Annotated in this window: 16 protein-coding genes and 1 tRNA gene; 4 read left to right on the forward strand and 13 right to left on the reverse strand. The window is 68.5% G+C overall.

All coding sequences use genetic code 11. The features are described 5' to 3' along the window. Positions 1 to 20: 20 nt before the first annotated feature. Positions 21 to 1,055 carry an NAD(P)H-binding protein gene (locus tag TSH64_RS36565; RefSeq protein ID WP_282188095.1) on the reverse strand — a complete coding sequence of 345 codons (1,035 nt, stop codon included), beginning with the start codon at positions 1,053 to 1,055 and terminating at the stop codon, positions 21 to 23. 112 nt (positions 1,056 to 1,167) lie between these two features. Here TSH64_RS36565 and TSH64_RS05450 point away from each other — a divergent pair, with 112 nt between their 5' ends. After that, positions 1,168 to 2,103 (forward strand): LysR family transcriptional regulator, encoded by a 936-nt coding sequence (locus TSH64_RS05450; RefSeq protein ID WP_109095883.1) that lies wholly within the window; start codon positions 1,168 to 1,170, stop codon positions 2,101 to 2,103. Between the two features lie 2 nt (positions 2,104 to 2,105). On the opposite strand, the gene TSH64_RS05455 is transcribed toward TSH64_RS05450, so the two are convergent. Continuing rightward, on the reverse strand, positions 2,106 to 3,056 hold the full coding sequence (locus TSH64_RS05455) for an L-lactate dehydrogenase (protein ID WP_109095884.1): 951 nt from the start codon (positions 3,054 to 3,056) through the stop codon (positions 2,106 to 2,108). 287 nt (positions 3,057 to 3,343) lie between these two features. On the opposite strand from TSH64_RS05455, the gene TSH64_RS05460 reads away from it, so the two are divergent. Then, complete coding sequence (locus TSH64_RS05460) at positions 3,344 to 6,055, forward strand: bifunctional acetate--CoA ligase family protein/GNAT family N-acetyltransferase (RefSeq protein ID WP_109095885.1); 2,712 nt, start codon at positions 3,344 to 3,346, stop codon at positions 6,053 to 6,055. A 318-nt stretch (positions 6,056 to 6,373) separates the two neighbouring features. Here TSH64_RS05460 and modD read toward each other — a convergent pair whose 3' ends face one another. Genes modD through TSH64_RS05485 form a run of 5 tightly spaced genes read right to left on the reverse strand, consistent with a single transcriptional unit; the run spans position 6,374 to position 9,772 of the window. Beyond that, a complete protein-coding gene (gene modD / locus TSH64_RS05465) occupies positions 6,374 to 7,204 on the reverse strand; it encodes a ModD protein (protein ID WP_109095886.1) in 831 nt (276 codons plus the stop codon). 28 nt (positions 7,205 to 7,232) lie between these two features. Then, complete coding sequence (locus tag TSH64_RS05470; protein WP_109095887.1) at positions 7,233 to 8,228, reverse strand: magnesium transporter CorA family protein; 996 nt, start codon at positions 8,226 to 8,228, stop codon at positions 7,233 to 7,235. Then, positions 8,225 to 9,130 carry a bifunctional methylenetetrahydrofolate dehydrogenase/methenyltetrahydrofolate cyclohydrolase FolD gene (gene folD, locus TSH64_RS05475; protein WP_109095888.1) on the reverse strand — a complete coding sequence of 302 codons (906 nt, stop codon included), beginning with the start codon at positions 9,128 to 9,130 and terminating at the stop codon, positions 8,225 to 8,227. Before folD ends, TSH64_RS05470 begins: the two co-directional genes overlap by 4 nt. 1 nt (position 9,131) lies before the next feature. Further along, positions 9,132 to 9,485 (reverse strand): DUF167 family protein, encoded by a 354-nt coding sequence (locus tag TSH64_RS05480; RefSeq protein ID WP_158285346.1) that lies wholly within the window; start codon positions 9,483 to 9,485, stop codon positions 9,132 to 9,134. 2 nt (positions 9,486 to 9,487) lie between these two features. Then, positions 9,488 to 9,772 carry a YggT family protein gene (locus TSH64_RS05485; RefSeq protein WP_109095889.1) on the reverse strand — a complete coding sequence of 95 codons (285 nt, stop codon included), beginning with the start codon at positions 9,770 to 9,772 and terminating at the stop codon, positions 9,488 to 9,490. A gap of 306 nt (positions 9,773 to 10,078) precedes the next feature. On the opposite strand from TSH64_RS05485, the gene TSH64_RS05490 reads away from it, so the two are divergent. Next, positions 10,079 to 10,154, forward strand: a tRNA-Ala gene (locus TSH64_RS05490). A 41-nt stretch (positions 10,155 to 10,195) separates the two neighbouring features. Here the strand turns inward: TSH64_RS05490 and TSH64_RS35245 are convergent. The 6 genes from TSH64_RS35245 to trpB form a co-directional block, all read right to left on the reverse strand. Then, a complete protein-coding gene (locus tag TSH64_RS35245) occupies positions 10,196 to 10,438 on the reverse strand; it encodes a hypothetical protein (protein WP_146207988.1) in 243 nt (80 codons plus the stop codon). Between the two features lie 272 nt (positions 10,439 to 10,710). Continuing rightward, on the reverse strand, positions 10,711 to 11,535 hold the full coding sequence (locus tag TSH64_RS05500) for a DUF3800 domain-containing protein (RefSeq protein WP_199237479.1): 825 nt from the start codon (positions 11,533 to 11,535) through the stop codon (positions 10,711 to 10,713). A 311-nt stretch (positions 11,536 to 11,846) separates the two neighbouring features. Continuing rightward, entirely contained in the window at positions 11,847 to 13,220 is a 1,374-nt protein-coding gene (locus TSH64_RS05505) for a folylpolyglutamate synthase/dihydrofolate synthase family protein (protein ID WP_109095891.1), read from the reverse strand. Between the two features lie 38 nt (positions 13,221 to 13,258). Next, entirely contained in the window at positions 13,259 to 14,293 is a 1,035-nt protein-coding gene (gene accD, locus TSH64_RS05510) for an acetyl-CoA carboxylase, carboxyltransferase subunit beta (RefSeq protein ID WP_109095892.1), read from the reverse strand. A gap of 155 nt (positions 14,294 to 14,448) precedes the next feature. After that, a complete protein-coding gene (trpA, locus tag TSH64_RS05515; RefSeq protein ID WP_109095893.1) occupies positions 14,449 to 15,309 on the reverse strand; it encodes a tryptophan synthase subunit alpha in 861 nt (286 codons plus the stop codon). 20 nt (positions 15,310 to 15,329) lie between these two features. Beyond that, entirely contained in the window at positions 15,330 to 16,547 is a 1,218-nt protein-coding gene (trpB, locus tag TSH64_RS05520) for a tryptophan synthase subunit beta (RefSeq protein WP_109095894.1), read from the reverse strand. 227 nt (positions 16,548 to 16,774) lie between these two features. On the opposite strand from trpB, the gene TSH64_RS05525 reads away from it, so the two are divergent. Beyond that, positions 16,775 to 17,647, forward strand: coding sequence for a response regulator (locus tag TSH64_RS05525; RefSeq protein ID WP_109095895.1), 873 nt, complete (start codon positions 16,775 to 16,777; stop codon positions 17,645 to 17,647). Positions 17,648 to 17,654: the final 7 nt, after the last annotated feature.

Here is a 17,654-nt window from a genome sequence, read left to right on the forward strand (position 1 = left end):
ATGGTTTGAACCTTGCGGCCTCAGCCTTGTCGGCTTGAGGTCGCAAGGTCGGGTATGCGTCTCCCCGTCTCCGGCATAGCCGCCGGCTGAGCGGGGAGATGCCCCAGCCCTTCGAGGGTCCGGCGCACCGCGAGGTCCAGGGGCGTGTGCGGTTCCCCGCCCAGGAAGGCCAGCAGGCGCCGGTTGTCCAGCCGCACCGGACGTTGCCAGAGATAGCGCATCTCGCCGAGTTCGCGGAACAGCGGCACCGCCACGCCGGCCAGCCGCAGCAGCCACCAGGGCATGCGCCGCACCGGCAGATCCGGCTTGCCAAGGGCATGCGCGATGGCCGCGACCATCCGGCTTCCATCGGCATCCCAATGGCCGTCCATGTGAAACATCGCGTCGTCGCCCAGCTCCGCCTCGCGGTCGAGCAGGCGCATCGCCGTTTCCGCCACGTCGGGCAGATAGGCCCACTGATGGCCGACCCCCGGCCGGCCGGGCTGGTTGATGCGGGTCGGCGGCTTGCCGGGCGTCAGCAGGCCCTGGCTGAACCAGCTGTTGGCGGCCCTGGGCCCGAAGAAGTCGCCGCAGCGTAGGATCAACAGCCGCGCACCCTGTCCCACCGCAAGATGAAGACGGCGCTCCATCTCCACCCGGATGGCGCCCTTGCGGGTCAGCGGGGCCTGCGCCGCGGTTTCCGGGATCAGCGGGAAGACGTCGGGGCCGTAATTGTAGACGGTGCCGGGCAGCAGGATGCGGGCATTGTTGGCGACGGCGGCGGCGATGCTGTTGTCGACCATGGGTAGAACCAACCGATCCCAATCCTTGTAGCCGGGCGGGTTCACCGCATGGACGATCAGCGCCGCCCCCTCGGCCGCCGCCCTCACGTCGGCGGCGTTCATCGCATCGCCGACCACCCATTCGATGCCGTCCGGCTGTGGCTGCCCTTGTTTGGCCGGCTTGCGGCGCAACCCGCGCACGGTCCAGCCGCGCGCCACCAGCGCCCGCGCCAGTTCGCCGCCGATCCCGCCGGTCGCCCCCAAGACCAGAGCGGTCCTGCCTTTACCGGTCATCTGTCCTGCCATCGCTGCCTCCATCGCCTTCCGCTTGGTGATGGAGAAGGATGGACCTGGGGGCGGGCTGAACGGAATTGTCGAACTGCGGCTAACCGCTATACTGAAATCGATGAGCCATCCGCCGCCCAGTTGGGACCTTTACCGCAGTTTCCTGGCCGTGATCCGCGAGGGGTCGCTGTCGGCGGCGGCGCGTGCCCTGGGGTTGACACAACCGACGCTGGCCCGCCATGTCGCGGCGCTGGAGGAGGCGGTCGGCGGCCCGCTGTTCGTGCGCTCGCCACGCGGGCTGGACCCCACCGACGCGGCGCTGGCGCTGAAACCGCAGGCGGAGGCGCTGGACGCGGCGGCGGCCAGCCTGTGGCGCACCGCATCGGGCTATGGCGGGAAAGGCAGTGGGACGACGGGTGGCGGGGCGGAGGTGCGCGGCACGGTGCGGGTCACCGCCAGCGAGGTGGTGGGCGCCCGCATCCTGCCGGCGATCCTGGCAGACCTGCGCGACCGCCATCCAGCATTGGAGATCGAACTGGTGCTGTCGAACGCCGTCGACGACCTGTTGCAACGCAACGCCGATGTGGCTGTGCGGATGGTGGAGCCCGACCAGCAGGCATTGCTGGTGAAGCGGATCGGCGTCATCGCGCTCGGCATGTACGCCCACCGCGACTATCTCGACCGCCACGGCAGTCCGCAGTGTCTGGAGGATCTCGGCCGCCACAGCCTGATCGGCTTCGACCGCGAGACGCCGGACATCCGTTCCATGATGCGGCGGGCGCCGGGCCTCGCCCTGCCCCGCTTCGCCCTGCGGTCCGACAGCCATCTGGCCCAGCTGTCGGCCATCGAGGCCGGGTTCGGCATCGGCATCTGCCAGGTCCCGCTGGCGCGGCGCAATCCCGAACTGGTCAGGCTGCTGGCCGACGCTTTCGACATGCCGATGGGCATGTGGGTCGCCATGCACGAGGATCTGCGCTCCACCCCCCGCTGCCGCGCCGTCTTCGACGGGCTGGCGGCGGATCTACGGGATCATGTATCGACGGATCATGCCGGGTAGCGTCAACCGGCCCAGCCCATCCGGCGTTCGACGCCGTCGGCGGCCTCCTTCAGGATTTCGGCACTGCGGCGGAGCGCCGTCTCCTCCTCCGCCGACAGGTTGGGCAGAACGGTGTCCACCACGCCGCCGGCACCGATGACGCGCGGCAGCGACAGCACGATCTGCGGCACGCCGCAGACGTCGTCGGTCAGCATGGCGCAGGTCGCCACCATCCGTTCGTCGGCGCCGATGGCCGCGACCAGCCGGGCCAGCCCGCCGCCGATCCCGAAGGCGGTGTGGCCCTTGCCGTTGATGATCCGGTAGGCGGCGCGGCGCACGCCCTCGTCGATGGCGGCGCGGTCGTCCGCCGTCAGGCTGCGGCGGAGCTGGGCGGCCGCCTGCTCGACGGGCAGGCCGGCGACGGTGGCGCTCGACCACAGCAGCACCTCCGAGTCGCCATGCTCGCCCACCACATGGGCGTGGACGGAGCGCGGCGTCACCGCCAGCTGTTCGGCCAGCAGGGCGCGGAAGCGCGCGGTGTCCAGCACGGTGCCGGAGCCGATGACCCGGTTGCGCGGCAGGCCGCTGATGCGGGTGGCGATCTGCGTCATCACGTCCACCGGGTTGCTGGCGACCAGCAGCACGGCGTCGGGGGCCGCCTTCAGCACCTCCGGGATGATGGCGCCGAACACCTTGGCGTTGCGTTCCAGCAGCTCCAGCCGGGTTTCGCCCGGCTTCTGGGCGACGCCGGCCGACAGCACGACCACCCCCGCCCCCTCCAGCGCGGCGTAGGAGCCGGCGCGGACGGTGACGGCATGGGTGAAGGGCACGGCATGGGCGATGTCCTGCGCCTGGGCCTGGGCCAGCGCCTCGTTCATGTCGACCAGCACGACCTCGCTGGCCGCTCCGGTGGTCACCATGGCGAAGGCGGCGGTGCTGCCGACGAACCCCGCCCCGACGATTCCGACCTTCATGAACAGGCTCCCTTGCGCAAGTTGGCGTACGGACGATCGACAGCTTGGGGGGTGTCGGCGCCCCTCCGCAAGGCGCAACACGACAACTCCCCCTTGTTTTCACTCCTTTCCCGTTTTCAATAGGCGCGACGAAACGCCCCCTTGCCCAATGGTCATACCAGCCCGTAATGTTGCGCCGCAGCAAATGGCGGGGATGAAAGTCCGGGCCCACGCTGTTCGTCATCAAAACCGTCGGCATCCCGTGGCAGACTGGGGGCCGGCGCCTTATCCCAGCCCCGGATCCGGTCATGACCGTTCGCAACCTCGACAAGCTGTTCAAGCCCGCCTCCATCGCCCTGATCGGCGCCAGCCGCAAGCCCGGCACGGTGGGGGCGGTGGTGGCCCGCAACCTGTTCCAGGCCGGCTTCGACGGGCCGGTGATGCCGGTCAACCCGACAGAGCGCGCGGTGGAAGGGGTGCTGACCTACAAGACGGTGGACAGCCTGCCGATCACCCCGGACCTGGGCGTCATCTGCACCGCCCCGGACACGGTGGCGGCGACCATCGACGCGCTGGGCAAGCGCGGGACCAAGGCCGCCATCGTCATGACCAAGGGCATGTCGGCCGACCAGACCCAGGCGATGCTGGACACCGCCAAGCCCTATCTGATGCGGGTGCTGGGCCCGAACAGCCTGGGCGCCATGGTGCCCGGCCGCGGCATGAACGCCAGCTTCGCGCCGGTGGCGCCGCGCAAGGGCGACGTGGCGCTGGTGGCGCAGAGTTCCATGGTGCTGACCTCGGTCGCCGACTGGGCGACCTCGCGCGGGATCGGCTTTTCGCATCTGGTGTCGCTGGGCGACCGCGGCGACGTCGATTTCGGCGACCTGCTGGACTATCTGGCCTCCGACGTCACCGTGCGCGCCATCCTGCTCTATATCGAGAGCATCACCCAGGCCCGCAAATTCATGTCGGCCGCCCGCTCCGCCTCGCGCCAGAAGCCGGTGATCGTCATCAAGGCCGGCCGGTCGGACGAGGCGCAGGAGGCCGCGGCCAGCCACACAGGCGCCCTGGCGGTGTCGGACGCCGTCTATGACGCGGTGTTCCGCCGGGCCGGCGTGCTGCGGGTCAACGATCTGGCCGAGCTGTTCGACGCCGCCGGCACGCTGGGCACCGGGGTGCCGATCACCGGCGACCGGCTGGCGATCCTGACCAACGGCGGCGGCATGGGGGTGATGGCCACCGACAAGCTGATCCAGGCCGGCGGCCGGCTCGCCGCCATGGCGGATGAGACGCAGGAGGCGCTGGCCAAGGCGCTCGGCCCCCAGCCGGGTGGAGGGCAGCCGGGCGGCACCCCCTTCCGCAACCCGCTGCGCATCGGCGCCGACGCCACGCCCAAGCGCTATGCCGAGGCGCTGAACGCGCTGATGCAGGACACCGGCAACGACGCCGTGCTGGTCCTGCACTGCCCGTCCGCCCTGACCGACAGCGAGGCCATCGCCCAGGCGGTGGCGGAGACGGTGCAGGCCAACAAGGCGCGCCGCCATCCGGTGCTGACCAGCTGGATCGGCGACCAGTCGGCGGTGGAGGCGCGCAAGCTGTTTGCCGAGGCCCGCATCCCGACCTACAGCGGCCCGTCCGACGCGGTGCGCGCCTTCATGCATCTGGTGCGCTACCGCCGCAGCCAGCAGCTGCTGATGGAGACCCCGCCGTCGGTGGCGGAGGATTTCCAGCCCGACGAGATCACCGTGAAGAAGGTGATCTCCCGCGCCATGGCCGAGAAGCGCGAGTGGCTGAGCGAGTATGAGGCCAAGCGCGTGCTGGCCGCCTACGGCATCCCGGTGGTCGACACCCGCGTCGCCCAGACGCCGGAGGAGGCCGCCGCCGCCGCCCGCGTCATCGGCGGGCCGATCGCGCTGAAGATCCTGTCGCACGACATCACCCACAAGTCCGACGTCGGCGGCGTCGCTCTCGGCCTGACCAGCCCGGAGGACGTGAAGGCCGAGGCCGAGGCGATGCTGGCCCGCGTCGCCGAGCTGGCGCCGGAGGCGAAGATCGAGGGCTTCACCGTGCAGGAGATGGCGGTCCGCCCCGACGCCTACGAGCTGATCGTCGGCATGACCGAGAACGAGATGTTCGGCCCGGTCCTGCTGTTCGGCGAGGGCGGCATCGGCGTCGAGGTGGTGGAGGATTACGCGCTGGCCCTGCCGCCGTTGAACATGAAGCTGGCGGCCGAACAGATGAGCCGCACCCGCATCCACCGCCAGCTCCAGGGCTACCGCTCACGCGCGGCGGTCGATCTGGACGCGGTGGCGCTGACGCTGAACAAGGTCAGCCAGCTGGTCGTCGATTTCCCCGAGATCGCGGAGATGGACATCAACCCGCTGCTGGCCGACGCCGACGGCGTGACGGCGCTGGACGCCCGCATCAAGGTCGGCGTGCCGGCCCTGGCCGGGGCGGCGAGGCTGGCGATCCGCCCCTATCCCAAGTCGCTGGAAGACCGCATCACCATCAAGGACGGCCGCCAGTTCTTCGTCCGCCCGATCCTGCCGGAGGACGAGCCGCTGGTGCACCATCTGGTGGAGAACCAGACGGCGGAAGACCTGCGCCTGCGCTTCTTCGCCCCGCTGAAACGGCTGTCGCACCAGGCGGCGGCGCGGCTGACCCAGATCGACTACGACCGCGAGATGGGGCTGATCGCCGTCGGTCCCGACCCGCAGACCGGCGACACCATCATGTATGGCGTGGTGCGCATCACCGCCGACCCCGACAACCGCCGCGCCGAATATGCGGTGATGGTGCGGTCCGACATGAAGGGCCAGGGTCTGGGCTATATCATGATGAACAAGATCCTCGATTACGCCCGCTCGCGCGGCATCAAGGAGGTCTATGGCGAGGTTCTGCGCGAGAACACCAACATGCTGAACATGTGCCGCGCGCTGGGGTTCGTCCGCAAGGAGAACCTGGACGAGCCCGGCGTGGTGGAGGTCCGCATCGAACTGGGCGGCGGGCTGGCAGCGTAGAGGTTTCTATACCGTCGGTTGACTACAGGCACGGATGGGGCAATATCAGGCTTGGCGGGCAGGGGCTGCTATCCCCTGCCCGCCGGCCCGATCCTTACCGGTAGAGGTCAAGCAGCCGCTTGACGATCTCCAGCAGGAGGATCAGGAGCTTGAGGATATGCAACATCCTCTTCACTCCTCGCAAGCGGCGGGGATGGCGGCCGGTCCGCCATCCCGTCCGCGCCGCCACTGTGGCGCACGCATAGGTATTGCGGAAGCGCTTTCACTCGCAAAATCAGGAATTCCGGTGACTGCGACCTGCCGTCGCGGGCTTCGCTTTTACGCCGGCCCCAGCACGACCTTCACGTCGGCGGGCTGGCCGAAGAAGGGGGCCGAGGTGATCAGCAGGCGGCAGCCGGCCGCGGCATAGGCGGCGGCGTTCGCCTCGGTCACCCCGCCGGCCGGGGCCACCACCGGCGGCGGCGTCAGGTGCCTTGTCGCCTCGATCACCGCGCGGGCGGCGGCGGGCGGCAGCTTTTCCAGCTGGATCACGTCGGCGCCGGCCTCTGCGAAGGCCACGGCCTCCTCCATCGACCCGACCTCCACCACGATCTTCTTTTCCGGCGCCTTGCGGCGCAGCGCCGCGATCCAGGCCTCCGGAGCGTCGCTCAGGAAGGCGCGGTGTTCGGGGAAGACCAGCAGCGTTTCCGACAGGCCCAGACGGTGCATCACCGCCCCGCCCGCCTGCACCGCCTTGACGCTGAGATCCTTGGCACCGGGGAAGTTCTTGCGGGTGCAGGCGACGGTCACGCCGGGAGCCGCCTCGACGATGCGGCGGGCCCGGGTGGCGATGCCGGAGGCGTATTCGACCAGGGTCTGCGCCACCTTCCAGGCATGGTGCAGCGCCCCGGCCGGGCCGTCCGCCTCGAGGAAGAGCGCTCCGGCCTCGACGGCGGTGCCGCTGGGCTCGACGCGCAGGACCCGGCCGCCGGCCCTCTCCACCAGACGCGCCGCCTCCTCCGTCCCCGCCAGCACCATGGCGCCGCGGGCGGCGAAGCTCATGCGGGCATGACGGGCGGCGATGCCGAGCGAGCCGGTGGTCAGGTCGCCGTAGGGAACATCCTGCGCCAGAAGCGCGTCGAGGGCGGCGTCGGGCAGGATGGTCGTCATCGGCGGGATTTCCCTGTTGAAGGTGGGTTTACAGCCAGCCGCGCCGGCGGAAATACCAGAGCGGGACCACCGCCGACAGCACCATCAGCAGGATGGCCATCGGGTAGCCGAACTCCCAGTCCAGTTCCGGCATGTGCTTGAAGTTCATGCCATAGGCCGACGCGATCAGCGTCGGCGGCATCAGCGCCACCGAGACGACCGAGAAGATCTTGATGATGGCGTTCTGCTCGATGTTGATCAGGCCCAGCGTGGCGTCGAGCAGGAAGTTCGCCTCGTGCGCCAGGAAGCCGGCATGCTCGGTCAGGGACCGCAAGTCGCGCGTCATCGTCTTCAGCGCGGTCTTCTGGTCCTTGTTCAGCCGCCCGCCGCTGACCGAGGTCATGAACACCACCAGCCGGTCGAGGCCGGCCAAGCTGTCGCGCACCTTGTGGGTCAGGTCGCCGGCCCGGCCGATGCCGCGCAGCACGTCCTGCAGCTCGTCCGGCTTCTTGGCCGCCTTGCCGAAGCCGCCACCGTCCAGCGAATCGTCGAAGACGCGGGCCGACAGCTCGTCGATGCGGCCGCCGACCAGCTCCAGCACGTCGGCGACCCGGTCGATCACCGCGTCCAGCAGGCCGAACAGCGCGCTCTCTCCCGTCGCCAGCAGTTCCGGCTGGCGGACGCAGCGGGCGGCGAAGGTGATGACCGGCAGCGGTTCGGTGTAGCGCAGCGTGATCAGGTGGCGCGGGGTCAGCACGAAGGTCAGCTCGCCCTGCTCGGGATGCGGCGAGGTCGCGCGCGAGATGATGGGAGAGGTCATGTAGATCCCCTCCCCCTCGACATAGAGCTGGCTGGAGGCCTCGATCTCCTTCATCTCCTCGCGCGTCGGCAGGTCGCAGCCGGTCAGCGCGCCGACATGGGCGCGCTCCGCTTCGGTCGGACGCAGAAGGTCGATCCAGACGGCGCCGCCCGGCAAAGGCTCGCCGAGGTCCAGCGGCTGGCGCACCACCCGCCCGTCTTCGGCACGGGCATGGACGGTGATCAAAGGGCAGCCTCTTCCGGCACCGGCGCGCCGGCGGCGCGGCAGGCCGCGGCCAGCGTGTTCAGCATCAGGCAGGCGATGGTCATCGGGCCGACGCCGCCGGGAACCGGCGTGATGGCGCCGGCGACCTTGACCGCCTCGTCGAAGGCGACGTCGCCGACCAGGCGGGTCTTGCCCGGTTCCGCCGCCGGAACGCGGTTGATGCCGACGTCGATCACGGTGGCCCCCGGCTTGATCCAGTCGCCGCGCACCATCTCCGGCCGGCCGACCGCCGCCACCAGGATGTCGGCGCGGCGGCATTCGCCGGCCAGATCGGCCGTGCGGGAATGGGCCAGCGTCACCGTGCAGTCGGCCTGGAGCAGGAGCTGGGCCATCGGCTTGCCGACGATGTTGGAGCGGCCGAGCACCAGCGCCCGCTTGCCCTTCAGGTCGCGGCCCAGCGTGTCGCGGATCAGCAGCAGGCTGCCCAGCGGCGTGCAGGGCACGATGGCGCCCGGCTGGCCGGTGGCGAGCAGGCCGGCATTGACGACGTGGAAGCCGTCGGCGTCCTTTTCCGGGACGATGCGGGCCAGCACCTTCTGGGTGTCGATGTGTTTGGGCAGCGGCAGTTGGACCAGGATGCCGTGCACGGCGGGGTCGGCGTTCAGCCGGTCGATCAGCGCCAGCAGGTCGGCCTCGGCCATGTCGGCCGGCTCGTGATGGTCGAAGCTGTTCATGCCCAACTCGACCAGCGCCCGCTCCTTGGAACGGACATAGACCTGGCTGGCCGCATCCTCACCCACCAGCACGACGGCCAGACCGGGGGTGACGCCGTGGCTGGCCTTCAACGCCGCCACGCCATCCGCCACCCGCGCACGCAGGCCGGCCGCAAAGGCCTTGCCGTCGATGATCTTCGCGTCCGCCATGCTACTCTCCACCCTCGCTGCCCACATCGTCGATCAGGGGCGACAGCCGCGCCAGCAATTCCGCCGGGTCGCCCGCCACATGCAAAATCTTGTTCCGGTCGGTGGCGCCGGCCACCACGGTCAGGCTGGTCTTGGGCAGTTTCCACGCCTTCGACAACAGTTTTATGACGGCCTCGTTGGCCTTGCCGTTTTCCGGCACCGCCGTGACCGCCAGCTTGAGCACCCGTTTCCCCTCCCCCTTCGCATCGACCGCATCGGCCGTGCCGGTCACCGCGTTGCGCGACGCCTTGGGCGTCACCCGAAGCGCCACCCGCAGCCCGTCGGCCACCGCCTCGAAGGGGGAGGAGGATGCCACGATCAGAAGCGCGGCCAGTATTGGGCCATCAGGTTCTGGATGAAGGAGATCGCCAGCAGCACGACGATGGGCGACAGGTCCAGCCCGCCCAGGTTGGGCAGGACGCGGCGGATCGGGCGCAGCACCGGCTCGGTGATGCGGTACAGGAAATCGCCGATCAGGTAGACCGCGCGGTTGCGCGTGTTCACGATGTTGAACGCCACCAGCCAGCTGAGGATCGCCGACAGGATCAGGACCCAGAAGAACAGATCCAGGATGGTGTTGATGAGCAAATACAGCGCGATCATGCCGGGCCAGCTCCAGTGCGGTTTTTGCGACGGCCGCGCGCAGAGGGTTGCGCAGCGGGCGCCAGCCTTTTCCGGGCACCCTAAGCATAAGCGGAGAGGCCTGTCCAGTACGGCGGCCCGCCGATCGGCCGGGCGGCCTGCGGCGGATCGGCCGTCCTATGCCCCGCCCTGCGCTCCATCCCGAGCCCCCTCCGACGTCATCGCACGCACACGTCATTTTTTCTGAATCAAGCGCTTGACAGCACCCCCCGCGATGGACAATATCCGCGCCACGCCGGGGCGACGAAGACGCAACGGTGTGAGTGTGGGGCCGTAGCTCAGCTGGGAGAGCGACGCGTTCGCAATGCGTAGGTCGGGAGTTCGATCCTCCTCGGCTCCACCATTTTCCCCTTCCCTGGAAGGGTGAGACAAGTCGGTAGAAGGTCAGCGGGCGTTGCCGGGAACGGCATCTGGCCCGCTTTTTCGTTTTGGGCCTTGCGCGTTCAGCAGACGTTGCCGACGGACCCGATGGCCCGCCGGCGGTTCCGCCGCGACTGCCATTTGAATACCACTCTCTTGAAGTGCTAAGGATTCCTCGATCCTGTATCCGACCTCATGCCGGATTATGATCTTGGCCAATAGGATGCTGTCGATCAGCACGATGCGGATGCCCAATTGGTCGGCCATCACTCTGGCCGACGCGGTGAAAGCGGAGATGGTCGCGAACAGCCCCTTGGTCGCTTCGATCAGGTTCGGGGATCAGGCTCGGGCTGCCAAAGAAGTCGCGGATCGGCCCCACTCCCCAGCGCGAGACCGCTCCGTCCCCATGCGCAGCGTTAGATGTTACGATATATCTTGACGGACGCACCCGGATTTCACTATATATCTCGCAAATGGTTCGGGCTTTCTCGAACGGCGTTGAGGCTCTGGAGTGATCCAGAGCCTTTTCGCTTTTCAGGCTAGGGGAAGATTTTCAATCCGATCCCCTCATAACCTTTGACGCGGGATGTCGGGCGGTTCAGGCGAGCCATCCCGGTCAGGCCATCGGTCATCAACTTTTTTTCCACGATGCCGAAAGCGCGGTTGAATTGATCGGGCGCCAAGACATGACGGGCGACCGGATGCGCCGCCAGATCGGCCAGTTGCAGCCCCACCGAGTTGCAAGCTTTCGACGCGAAGCGCAACTCGAAATGATGATCCCAGTCTTCATACTCATCGAGAATACGGCGGAACTGTAATTCCAGATCCCTGTCTTCCGCCTTGCCCCGCGATTCGGCGATGATATGGGTGCGCTTTCCCTGCTGCCCCTGAGCGATCAGGAAGGGATAGGTTCGTTCAAGGCAGTATTCCAAAGACAGGTGATAGGGGTTGTATGGGTTCTTGTATTTTTGCTTATGCCTGATCTTGTCGATCGCTGTGACGCAAAGGGTGAAGGGCGCTTCCTCGATTACGGCGGACAGACCATCCAAGAACGCGGTGCGCCTTCCGGCATCGCGCAGCACGGCGAAATCCCCCTGCTGCTTGCGGATGTCGCGGCTGTGCAACACAGTCAGGTCGTGGCCGAACGTGTCGAACTTCAAGCTGTCGAGCGCTGGCGCGACCTTGGTCGCGTAATCCGTTTTTCGCAGGATGCAGAAGGCCAGGGCGAACAGGGGAAATTCTGGGTTGATCGAGGTCAGGTTGTGATCGCCGCTCTCGTCCACGAAGACGATAAAGTCGCTGAAATCGCTATCTGTTTGGCTCAAAATCTCATCCCCGAAGAATGCGATCCGGTTGGCCTTCACCTCGCGCCAGGATCGTTTTCCACTATGAAATCTCCCGCATAAAATGCGGAGAGAATTTCAAAATCATCTTAAAGGGGTTGGTGTGAAGGGGGCAACCACTGGGGTGAATCGAGGCGCCCCCTGTGCAACAGGCAACAGTCAGGGCCTCGGCGGACACCCCAACTTCGCAATTCCAAGAGCTACCGGACCTTTCCGGCCATCTCCAGATCCTCCTCCCCGGTCAGGTGAACAAGGAAACTGATGCGCCGGCAACAGCCATTGCCGGCGGTTCCGGTGGTCCATGGGTGGTTGCGGTCGGAAATCCCGAAATGTCACCCGTTCTCCGCCAGCACCGTGCCGGCAAGGTAGAGCGAGCCGCAGATCAGGACGCGCGCCGGGCTCTGCCGGTTGGCCACCAGATCGGCCAGGGCGGCGTCCACCCCGTCGGCGGCGGCGTGGTCGCGGATGCCGCAGAGATTGGCGGTCTCGCAGGATTCCTCGGCGGTGAAGCTGGCTTCCTCGCCGGGGATCGCCACCGCGCGCAGGGAATGGGTGAAGGGGGCCAGCGGCCCCAGGAACTCGAACGGATCCTTGCTGGACAGCATGCCGTAGATCAGCAGCAGCGGCAGAGGAGAGCCGCCATCCAATCCCTCATCCGCTTGCCCCGCATCCGCTTGCCCGCGCGACCAGTCGACCGCCTGGCGGGCCAGAACCTCGCCCGCCGAATCGTTGTGGCCGCCGTCCAGCCACAGCTCCCACCCCGCGGGCAGGCTCTCGGCCAGCGGGCCGCGGGTCAGCCGTTGCAGGCGGGCCGGCCATTCGACGGCGGCGAGGCCTCGGCGCACCGCCTCGTCGTCCACCGCCAGCGGCAGATGGTCGAGGCAGGCGATGGCGACGCCGGCATTGGTGATCTGGTGGGCGCCGGCCAGTCCGGGCATCGGCAGGTCGAGCCGCCGCTTGGCGCTCTCGAAGCGGAAACCGTCCGGACGCTCCTCGACCGACCAGCTCTGGATCGGCGCGGCGATGGCGTTGGCGCGCAGGTTCAAGGCCTTCAGCGCGTCGGCTTCCGGCTGCGGCGCCAGGACCACGGGGACTCCAGGCTTGAAGATGCCGGCCTTCTCGCTGGCGATCTCCAGCAGCGAGTCGCCCAGGAACTGGCGATGATCGTAGGAGATGCGGGTGATCGCCGTCACCGCCGGCCTGTCCACCACATTGGTGGCGTCGAGCCGCCCGCCCAGGCCGGTCTCCAGCAGCACCACTTCGGCCGGCACGCGGGAGAAGGCGAGGAAGGCGGCGACCGTCGTCACCTCGAAGAAGGTGATCGGGTTGCCGGCGTTGGCGACCTCGCATTCCTCCAGCAGGGCGGCCAGATGATCGTCGTCGATCAGGCGCCCCGCAAGGCGGATGCGCTCGTGGAAGCGGACGAGATGCGGCGAGGTGTAGACATGGACGCGATGGCCGGCCGCCTCCAGCATCGCGCGCAGGAAGGCGACCGTCGATCCCTTGCCGTTGGTGCCGGCGACATGGACCACCGGCGGCAGCTTCCGCTCCGGATGGTCCAGCGCCGCCAGCAGACGGTGCACCCGGTCCAGCGACAGGTCGATGACCTTGGGGTGAAGCCCCTTCAACCGATCCAGCACCGGATCGGAACGGGTCGCCGCCAGCCTTGCGGACGGGTTGGCCAGCGGGGTCGGGGCGTCGCTCATGATCGTCTCTGGTCGGATTGTCGCAGGGGTATGGACGGTCAGTCGCCGGCCTGGACCGGCTCCGCCGTAGAGGCCGGCTGGGCCGCGGTCGCCTGGGTGGCAGGCGGCAGCGGCGTGCCCGGCTGGGACACCGCCCCCTGAGGCAGCTGGACCGGCTCACCGCCGACGCCCTGGGCAACACCCTGGGCGGCGGTCAGGTCGATATCCTCGACCACCGCGTCGATCCGCGGCGTCATCAAGAGGCCGATGGTGCGGACAAGCGTCGGGCGCAGGTCGCGGCGGTGGACGACCATGTCGACCATGCCGTGCTCCAGCAGGTATTCGGACCGCTGGAACCCTTCGGGCAGGGTCTCGCGGATCGTGCTCTCGATCACGCGGGCGCCGGCGAAGCCGATCTGCGCGCCCTTCTCGGCGATGTGGATGTCGCCCAGCATGGCGAAGCTGGCGGTGACGCCGCCGGTGGTCGGGTCGGTCAGCACCACGATGTAGGGCAGGCCGGCTTCCTTGACCATCTCCACCGCGATGGTGGTGCGCGGCATCTGCATCAGCGACAGGATGCCTTCCTGCATGCGGGCGCCGCCCGAGGCCGGAACGACGATCAGCGGGGCGTTCTTCGCCACCGCCAGACGGGCGGCGGTCAGCAGCCCTTCACCGACGGCGATGCCCATCGACCCGCCCATGAAGCCGAAATCGAAGGCGGCGACCACGGCGGCATGGCCGCCGATGCGGCCCTCGCCGACGACGATGGCGTCGGTGCGGCCGGTCTTGGTCTGGGCTTCCTTCAGGCGGTCGGTGTAGCGCTTCTGATCGCGGAACTTCAGCGGGTCGGCGACCGACTTCGGCAGCTCGACGCCCTCATAGGCGCCGTCGTCGAACATCGTCTCCAGCCGCTTGACCGGGTCGAGCCGCATGTGGAAGCCGCAATGCTGGCAGACGTGCAGGTTCTCTTCCAGCTCGCGGTGGAACAGCATCGACTCGCAGCTCGGGCACTTGTGCCAGAGGTTGTCGGGCACTTCCTTGCGGGCATAGAGCGCGCGGATCTTGGGACGGACGTAGTTGGTAAGCCAGTTCATGGAACGCCTTTCAACGACATGGCGGTACGCCGAAGCCCGGCGGCGGCCGGACATCGGGTCCGTGCCGCACCGGGCTCTTCAGCCGGTCGTCGCCATGAGCGATCGTGTTGCAGGTGTCGTAAAGCGGTTTGCCGTCGTTGTAAACCGTCCGTCCCTCAGCCCCGCGCCGCGCGCACGCCCTTGGCAAGCTCGCCGACGAAGCCCAGAACGTCCTCGACCGTGCCCGGCCTGACGCTGCCGGCCCCGTCAACTCCATCGGCCAGCCCATCGGCCAGACGGGTGACGATGGCGGAGCCGACCACGGCGGCGTCGGCAACGCGGGCGACCTCGGCGGCCTGATCCGGCGTCTTGATGCCGAAGCCGACGGCGACCGGCAGGCCGGTGTGGCGCTTCAGCCGGGCGACCGCCGCGTCGATGGCGGTGTTGGACGCGCTGGCGGTGCCGGTGATGCCGGCGATCGACACGTAATAGACGAAGCCCGAAGTGTTGCGCATCACGGCGGGCATGCGCGCCTCGTCGGTGGTCGGCGTCGTCAGGCGGACGAAGCTGACGCCGGCCTTCAGCGCCGGGAGGCACAGCTCCTCGTCCTCTTCCGGCGGCAGGTCGACGACGATCAGGCCATCCACCCCGGCTTCGCGCGCGGCGGCCAGGAAGGGCTCCACCCCATAGGCGTGGATCGGGTTGAAATAGCCCATCAGGATGATCGGGGTGTCGGCATCCAGCTTGCGGAAGCCGCGGACCATCTCCAGCGTCCTGCGCACCGTCATCCCGGCCTTCAACGCGCGCAGCGAGGAGGCCTGGATCGCCGGGCCGTCGGCCATCGGGTCTGTGAAGGGCATGCCCAGCTCGATCAGGTCGGCGCCGGCGGCCGGCAGGCCGTTCAGCACCGCCTGCGACACGGCGGGATCGGGATCGCCGGCGGTGATGAAGGTGACCAGGCCGGCGCGGCCTTCCGCCTTCAGCGCGGCAAAACGGCGGGCGATGCGGCCGTCGGCCAGGACGTCCACGCTCTTCATGACGGCACTCTCCACGGCGCTCACAGTTCCACTCCCAGATGCTTGGCGACGGAGAAGATGTCCTTGTCGCCGCGGCCCGACAGGCACAGCACCATCAGGTGGTCCTTGGGCAGGGTCGGCGCGCGCTTGATCACCTCGGCAAGGCCGTGGGCGGATTCGAGCGCCGGGATGATGCCCTCGGTGCGGGCGCAGAGCTGGAAGGCGTCCAGCGCCTCCTGGTCGGTGGCATAGGCGTAGTCGACGCGGCCGACGTCATGCAGCCAGCTGTGCTCCGGCCCGATGCCGGGATAGTCGAGACCGGCGGAGATCGAGTGGCCTTCGAGGATCTGGCCGTCCTCGTCCTGCAGCAGATAGGTGCGGTTGCCGTGCAGCACGCCGGGACGGCCGCCGTTGATCGAGGCGGCATGGTCGAGCGGACCCTTCTCGATGCCGCGGCCGGCGGCCTCGACGCCGATCATCTGCACCGAGGGATCGTCGAGGAAGGGGTGGAACAGGCCGATGGCGTTGGAGCCGCCGCCGACGCAGGCGACCAGGCTGTCGGGCAGCCGGCCTTCCAGCTCCTGCATCTGGGTGCGCACCTCGTCGCCGATCACCGACTGGAAGTCGCGGACCATGGCGGGATAGGGGTGCGGGCCGGCGGCGGTGCCGATGATGTAGAAGGTGTCGGAAACGTTGGTGACCCAGTCGCGCAGCGCCTCGTTCATCGCGTCCTTCAGCGTGCCGCTGCCGGACGTCACCGGCCGGACCTCGGCGCCGAGCAGCTTCATGCGGAAGACGTTGGGCTGCTGGCGGGCGATGTCGGTCTCGCCCATGTAGATGACGCAGGGCATGTTGTAGAGCGCGCAGACCGTCGCGGTCGCCACGCCATGCTGGCCGGCGCCCGTCTCGGCGATGATGCGGGTCTTGCCCATGCGCCGGGCCAGCAGGATCTGGCCGATGCAGTTGTTGATCTTGTGCGCGCCGGTGTGGTTCAGCTCCTCGCGCTTGAAGTAGATCTTGGCGCCGCCCAGCTGTTCGGTCAGGCGTTCCGCGTAATAGAGCGGGTTGGGCCGGCCGACATACTGCTTCAGCTGCTGGCGCATCTCCCCTTCGAAGGCGGGATCGGCGCGTGCGTCGCGATAGGCCTTCTCGACCTCCAGGATCAGGGGCATCAGCGTCTCGGCGACGAAGCGGCCGCCAAAGATTCCGAAATGCCCGCGCTCGTCGGGACCGGAGCGGTAGGTGTTCAGTTTGGTCATCGTCTGCGGCACTGCCTGAAGTCGAAGGGAAGCTGTTTGTCAGGTGGGCGGCATCGGGTCCGGACACCGGCCAAGCGCGACACCATACCGGCGGGACGCGCCGATTTGAAGCGCCGGACGGCGGGACTCCGTGAATACCACCCGTCCGCATACATGGAGCGGGGCTTTGCAGCGGCAAGGCCGCGCCCTATACACTGGCGCCTTCCTCATTGCGGAGCATGCGTGCGATGACTGAGCGGACGCCGCCGTCGCTTCTCCCCACGGACGGTCAGCCGGCGCCCTGCCGGATTCTGGTGGTGGAGGACAGTCCGCTGAACCAGATGCTGGTCACCGCCATCCTGGCGCAGGCCGGGCACCGCGCCGACACCGCCAACAACGGGCTGGAGGCGGTGATGGCGGCGCAGGCCGGCGGCTACGACCTGATCCTGATGGACCTGTCGATGCCGGAGATGGACGGGCTGACCGCCACCCGCCTGCTGCGCGAGCTGCCGGGGCCGGCCGGCCGGGTGCCGGTGGTGGCCATGACCGCCGACACCGAAGAGGCCGACCGCATCCGCTGCCAGAATGCCGGCATGAACGACCATGTCGCCAAGCCGGTCGACCGGCTGCTGCTGCTGGAGACGGTGGAGAAATGGCTGCGCATCGCGACGGCGCAGGCATCGGCGGACCCGGACATGCCGGCCGGCTTCGGCCTCTGCGCATCGGTCGCGCCGGCGGAGGCGGGGGAGGTGCTGGACCGCGAGGTGCTGGCCCAGCTGGCGCAGGATCTGGATGCGGAACTGCTGACCGACGTGCTGCGGCAGTTCGTGGAGGAGACCCGCGAACGGGTGGCGCGCATCGCCGGGGAGACCGACCGCGCCATCCTGACGCGCGAGGCGCACACGCTGAAAAGCACCGCCGGGACCTTCGGCGCCACCACCCTGTGCAGCGCCGCCCGCGCGCTGGAGATGGCCTGCCGGGCATCGCCGGCGGAGCGGGAGGAGGCCGGAAAAACGGCTGGGGACGGGTCGGCGGACGCGGTGGAGAGGCTGCGCGGCGACATTCCCCGGCTGGCCGGGGACGCCATCGCGGCCTACCGCGCCGCCGGGTATCCGGTCTGATTCAGCG

It is taken from the genome of Azospirillum sp. TSH64, assembly GCF_003116035.1.
GTDB lineage: Bacteria > Pseudomonadota > Alphaproteobacteria > Azospirillales > Azospirillaceae > Azospirillum.

Excerpts from the sequence above, each read along its gene's own strand:
- accD (WP_109095892.1), bottom strand. The coding sequence starts at position 14,293 with ATGAACTGGCTTACCAACTACGTCCGTCCCAAGATCCGCGCGCTCTAT.
- TSH64_RS05525 (WP_109095895.1), top strand. The coding sequence starts at position 16,775 with ATGACTGAGCGGACGCCGCCGTCGCTTCTCCCCACGGACGGTCAGCCG.
- trpA (WP_109095893.1), bottom strand. The coding sequence starts at position 15,309 with ATGAAGAGCGTGGACGTCCTGGCCGACGGCCGCATCGCCCGCCGTTTT.
- TSH64_RS36565 (WP_282188095.1), bottom strand. The coding sequence starts at position 1,055 with ATGACCGGTAAAGGCAGGACCGCTCTGGTCTTGGGGGCGACCGGCGGG.
- trpB (WP_109095894.1), bottom strand. The coding sequence starts at position 16,547 with ATGACCAAACTGAACACCTACCGCTCCGGTCCCGACGAGCGCGGGCAT.
- TSH64_RS05455 (WP_109095884.1), bottom strand. The coding sequence starts at position 3,056 with ATGAAGGTCGGAATCGTCGGGGCGGGGTTCGTCGGCAGCACCGCCGCC.
- TSH64_RS05485 (WP_109095889.1), bottom strand. The coding sequence starts at position 9,772 with ATGATCGCGCTGTATTTGCTCATCAACACCATCCTGGATCTGTTCTTC.
- TSH64_RS05450 (WP_109095883.1), top strand. The coding sequence starts at position 1,168 with ATGAGCCATCCGCCGCCCAGTTGGGACCTTTACCGCAGTTTCCTGGCC.
- TSH64_RS35245 (WP_146207988.1), bottom strand. The coding sequence starts at position 10,438 with ATGGCCGACCAATTGGGCATCCGCATCGTGCTGATCGACAGCATCCTA.
- modD (WP_109095886.1), bottom strand. The coding sequence starts at position 7,204 with ATGACGACCATCCTGCCCGACGCCGCCCTCGACGCGCTTCTGGCGCAG.
- TSH64_RS05460 (WP_109095885.1), top strand. The coding sequence starts at position 3,344 with ATGACCGTTCGCAACCTCGACAAGCTGTTCAAGCCCGCCTCCATCGCC.
- folD (WP_109095888.1), bottom strand. The coding sequence starts at position 9,130 with ATGGCGGACGCGAAGATCATCGACGGCAAGGCCTTTGCGGCCGGCCTG.
- TSH64_RS05505 (WP_109095891.1), bottom strand. The coding sequence starts at position 13,220 with ATGAGCGACGCCCCGACCCCGCTGGCCAACCCGTCCGCAAGGCTGGCG.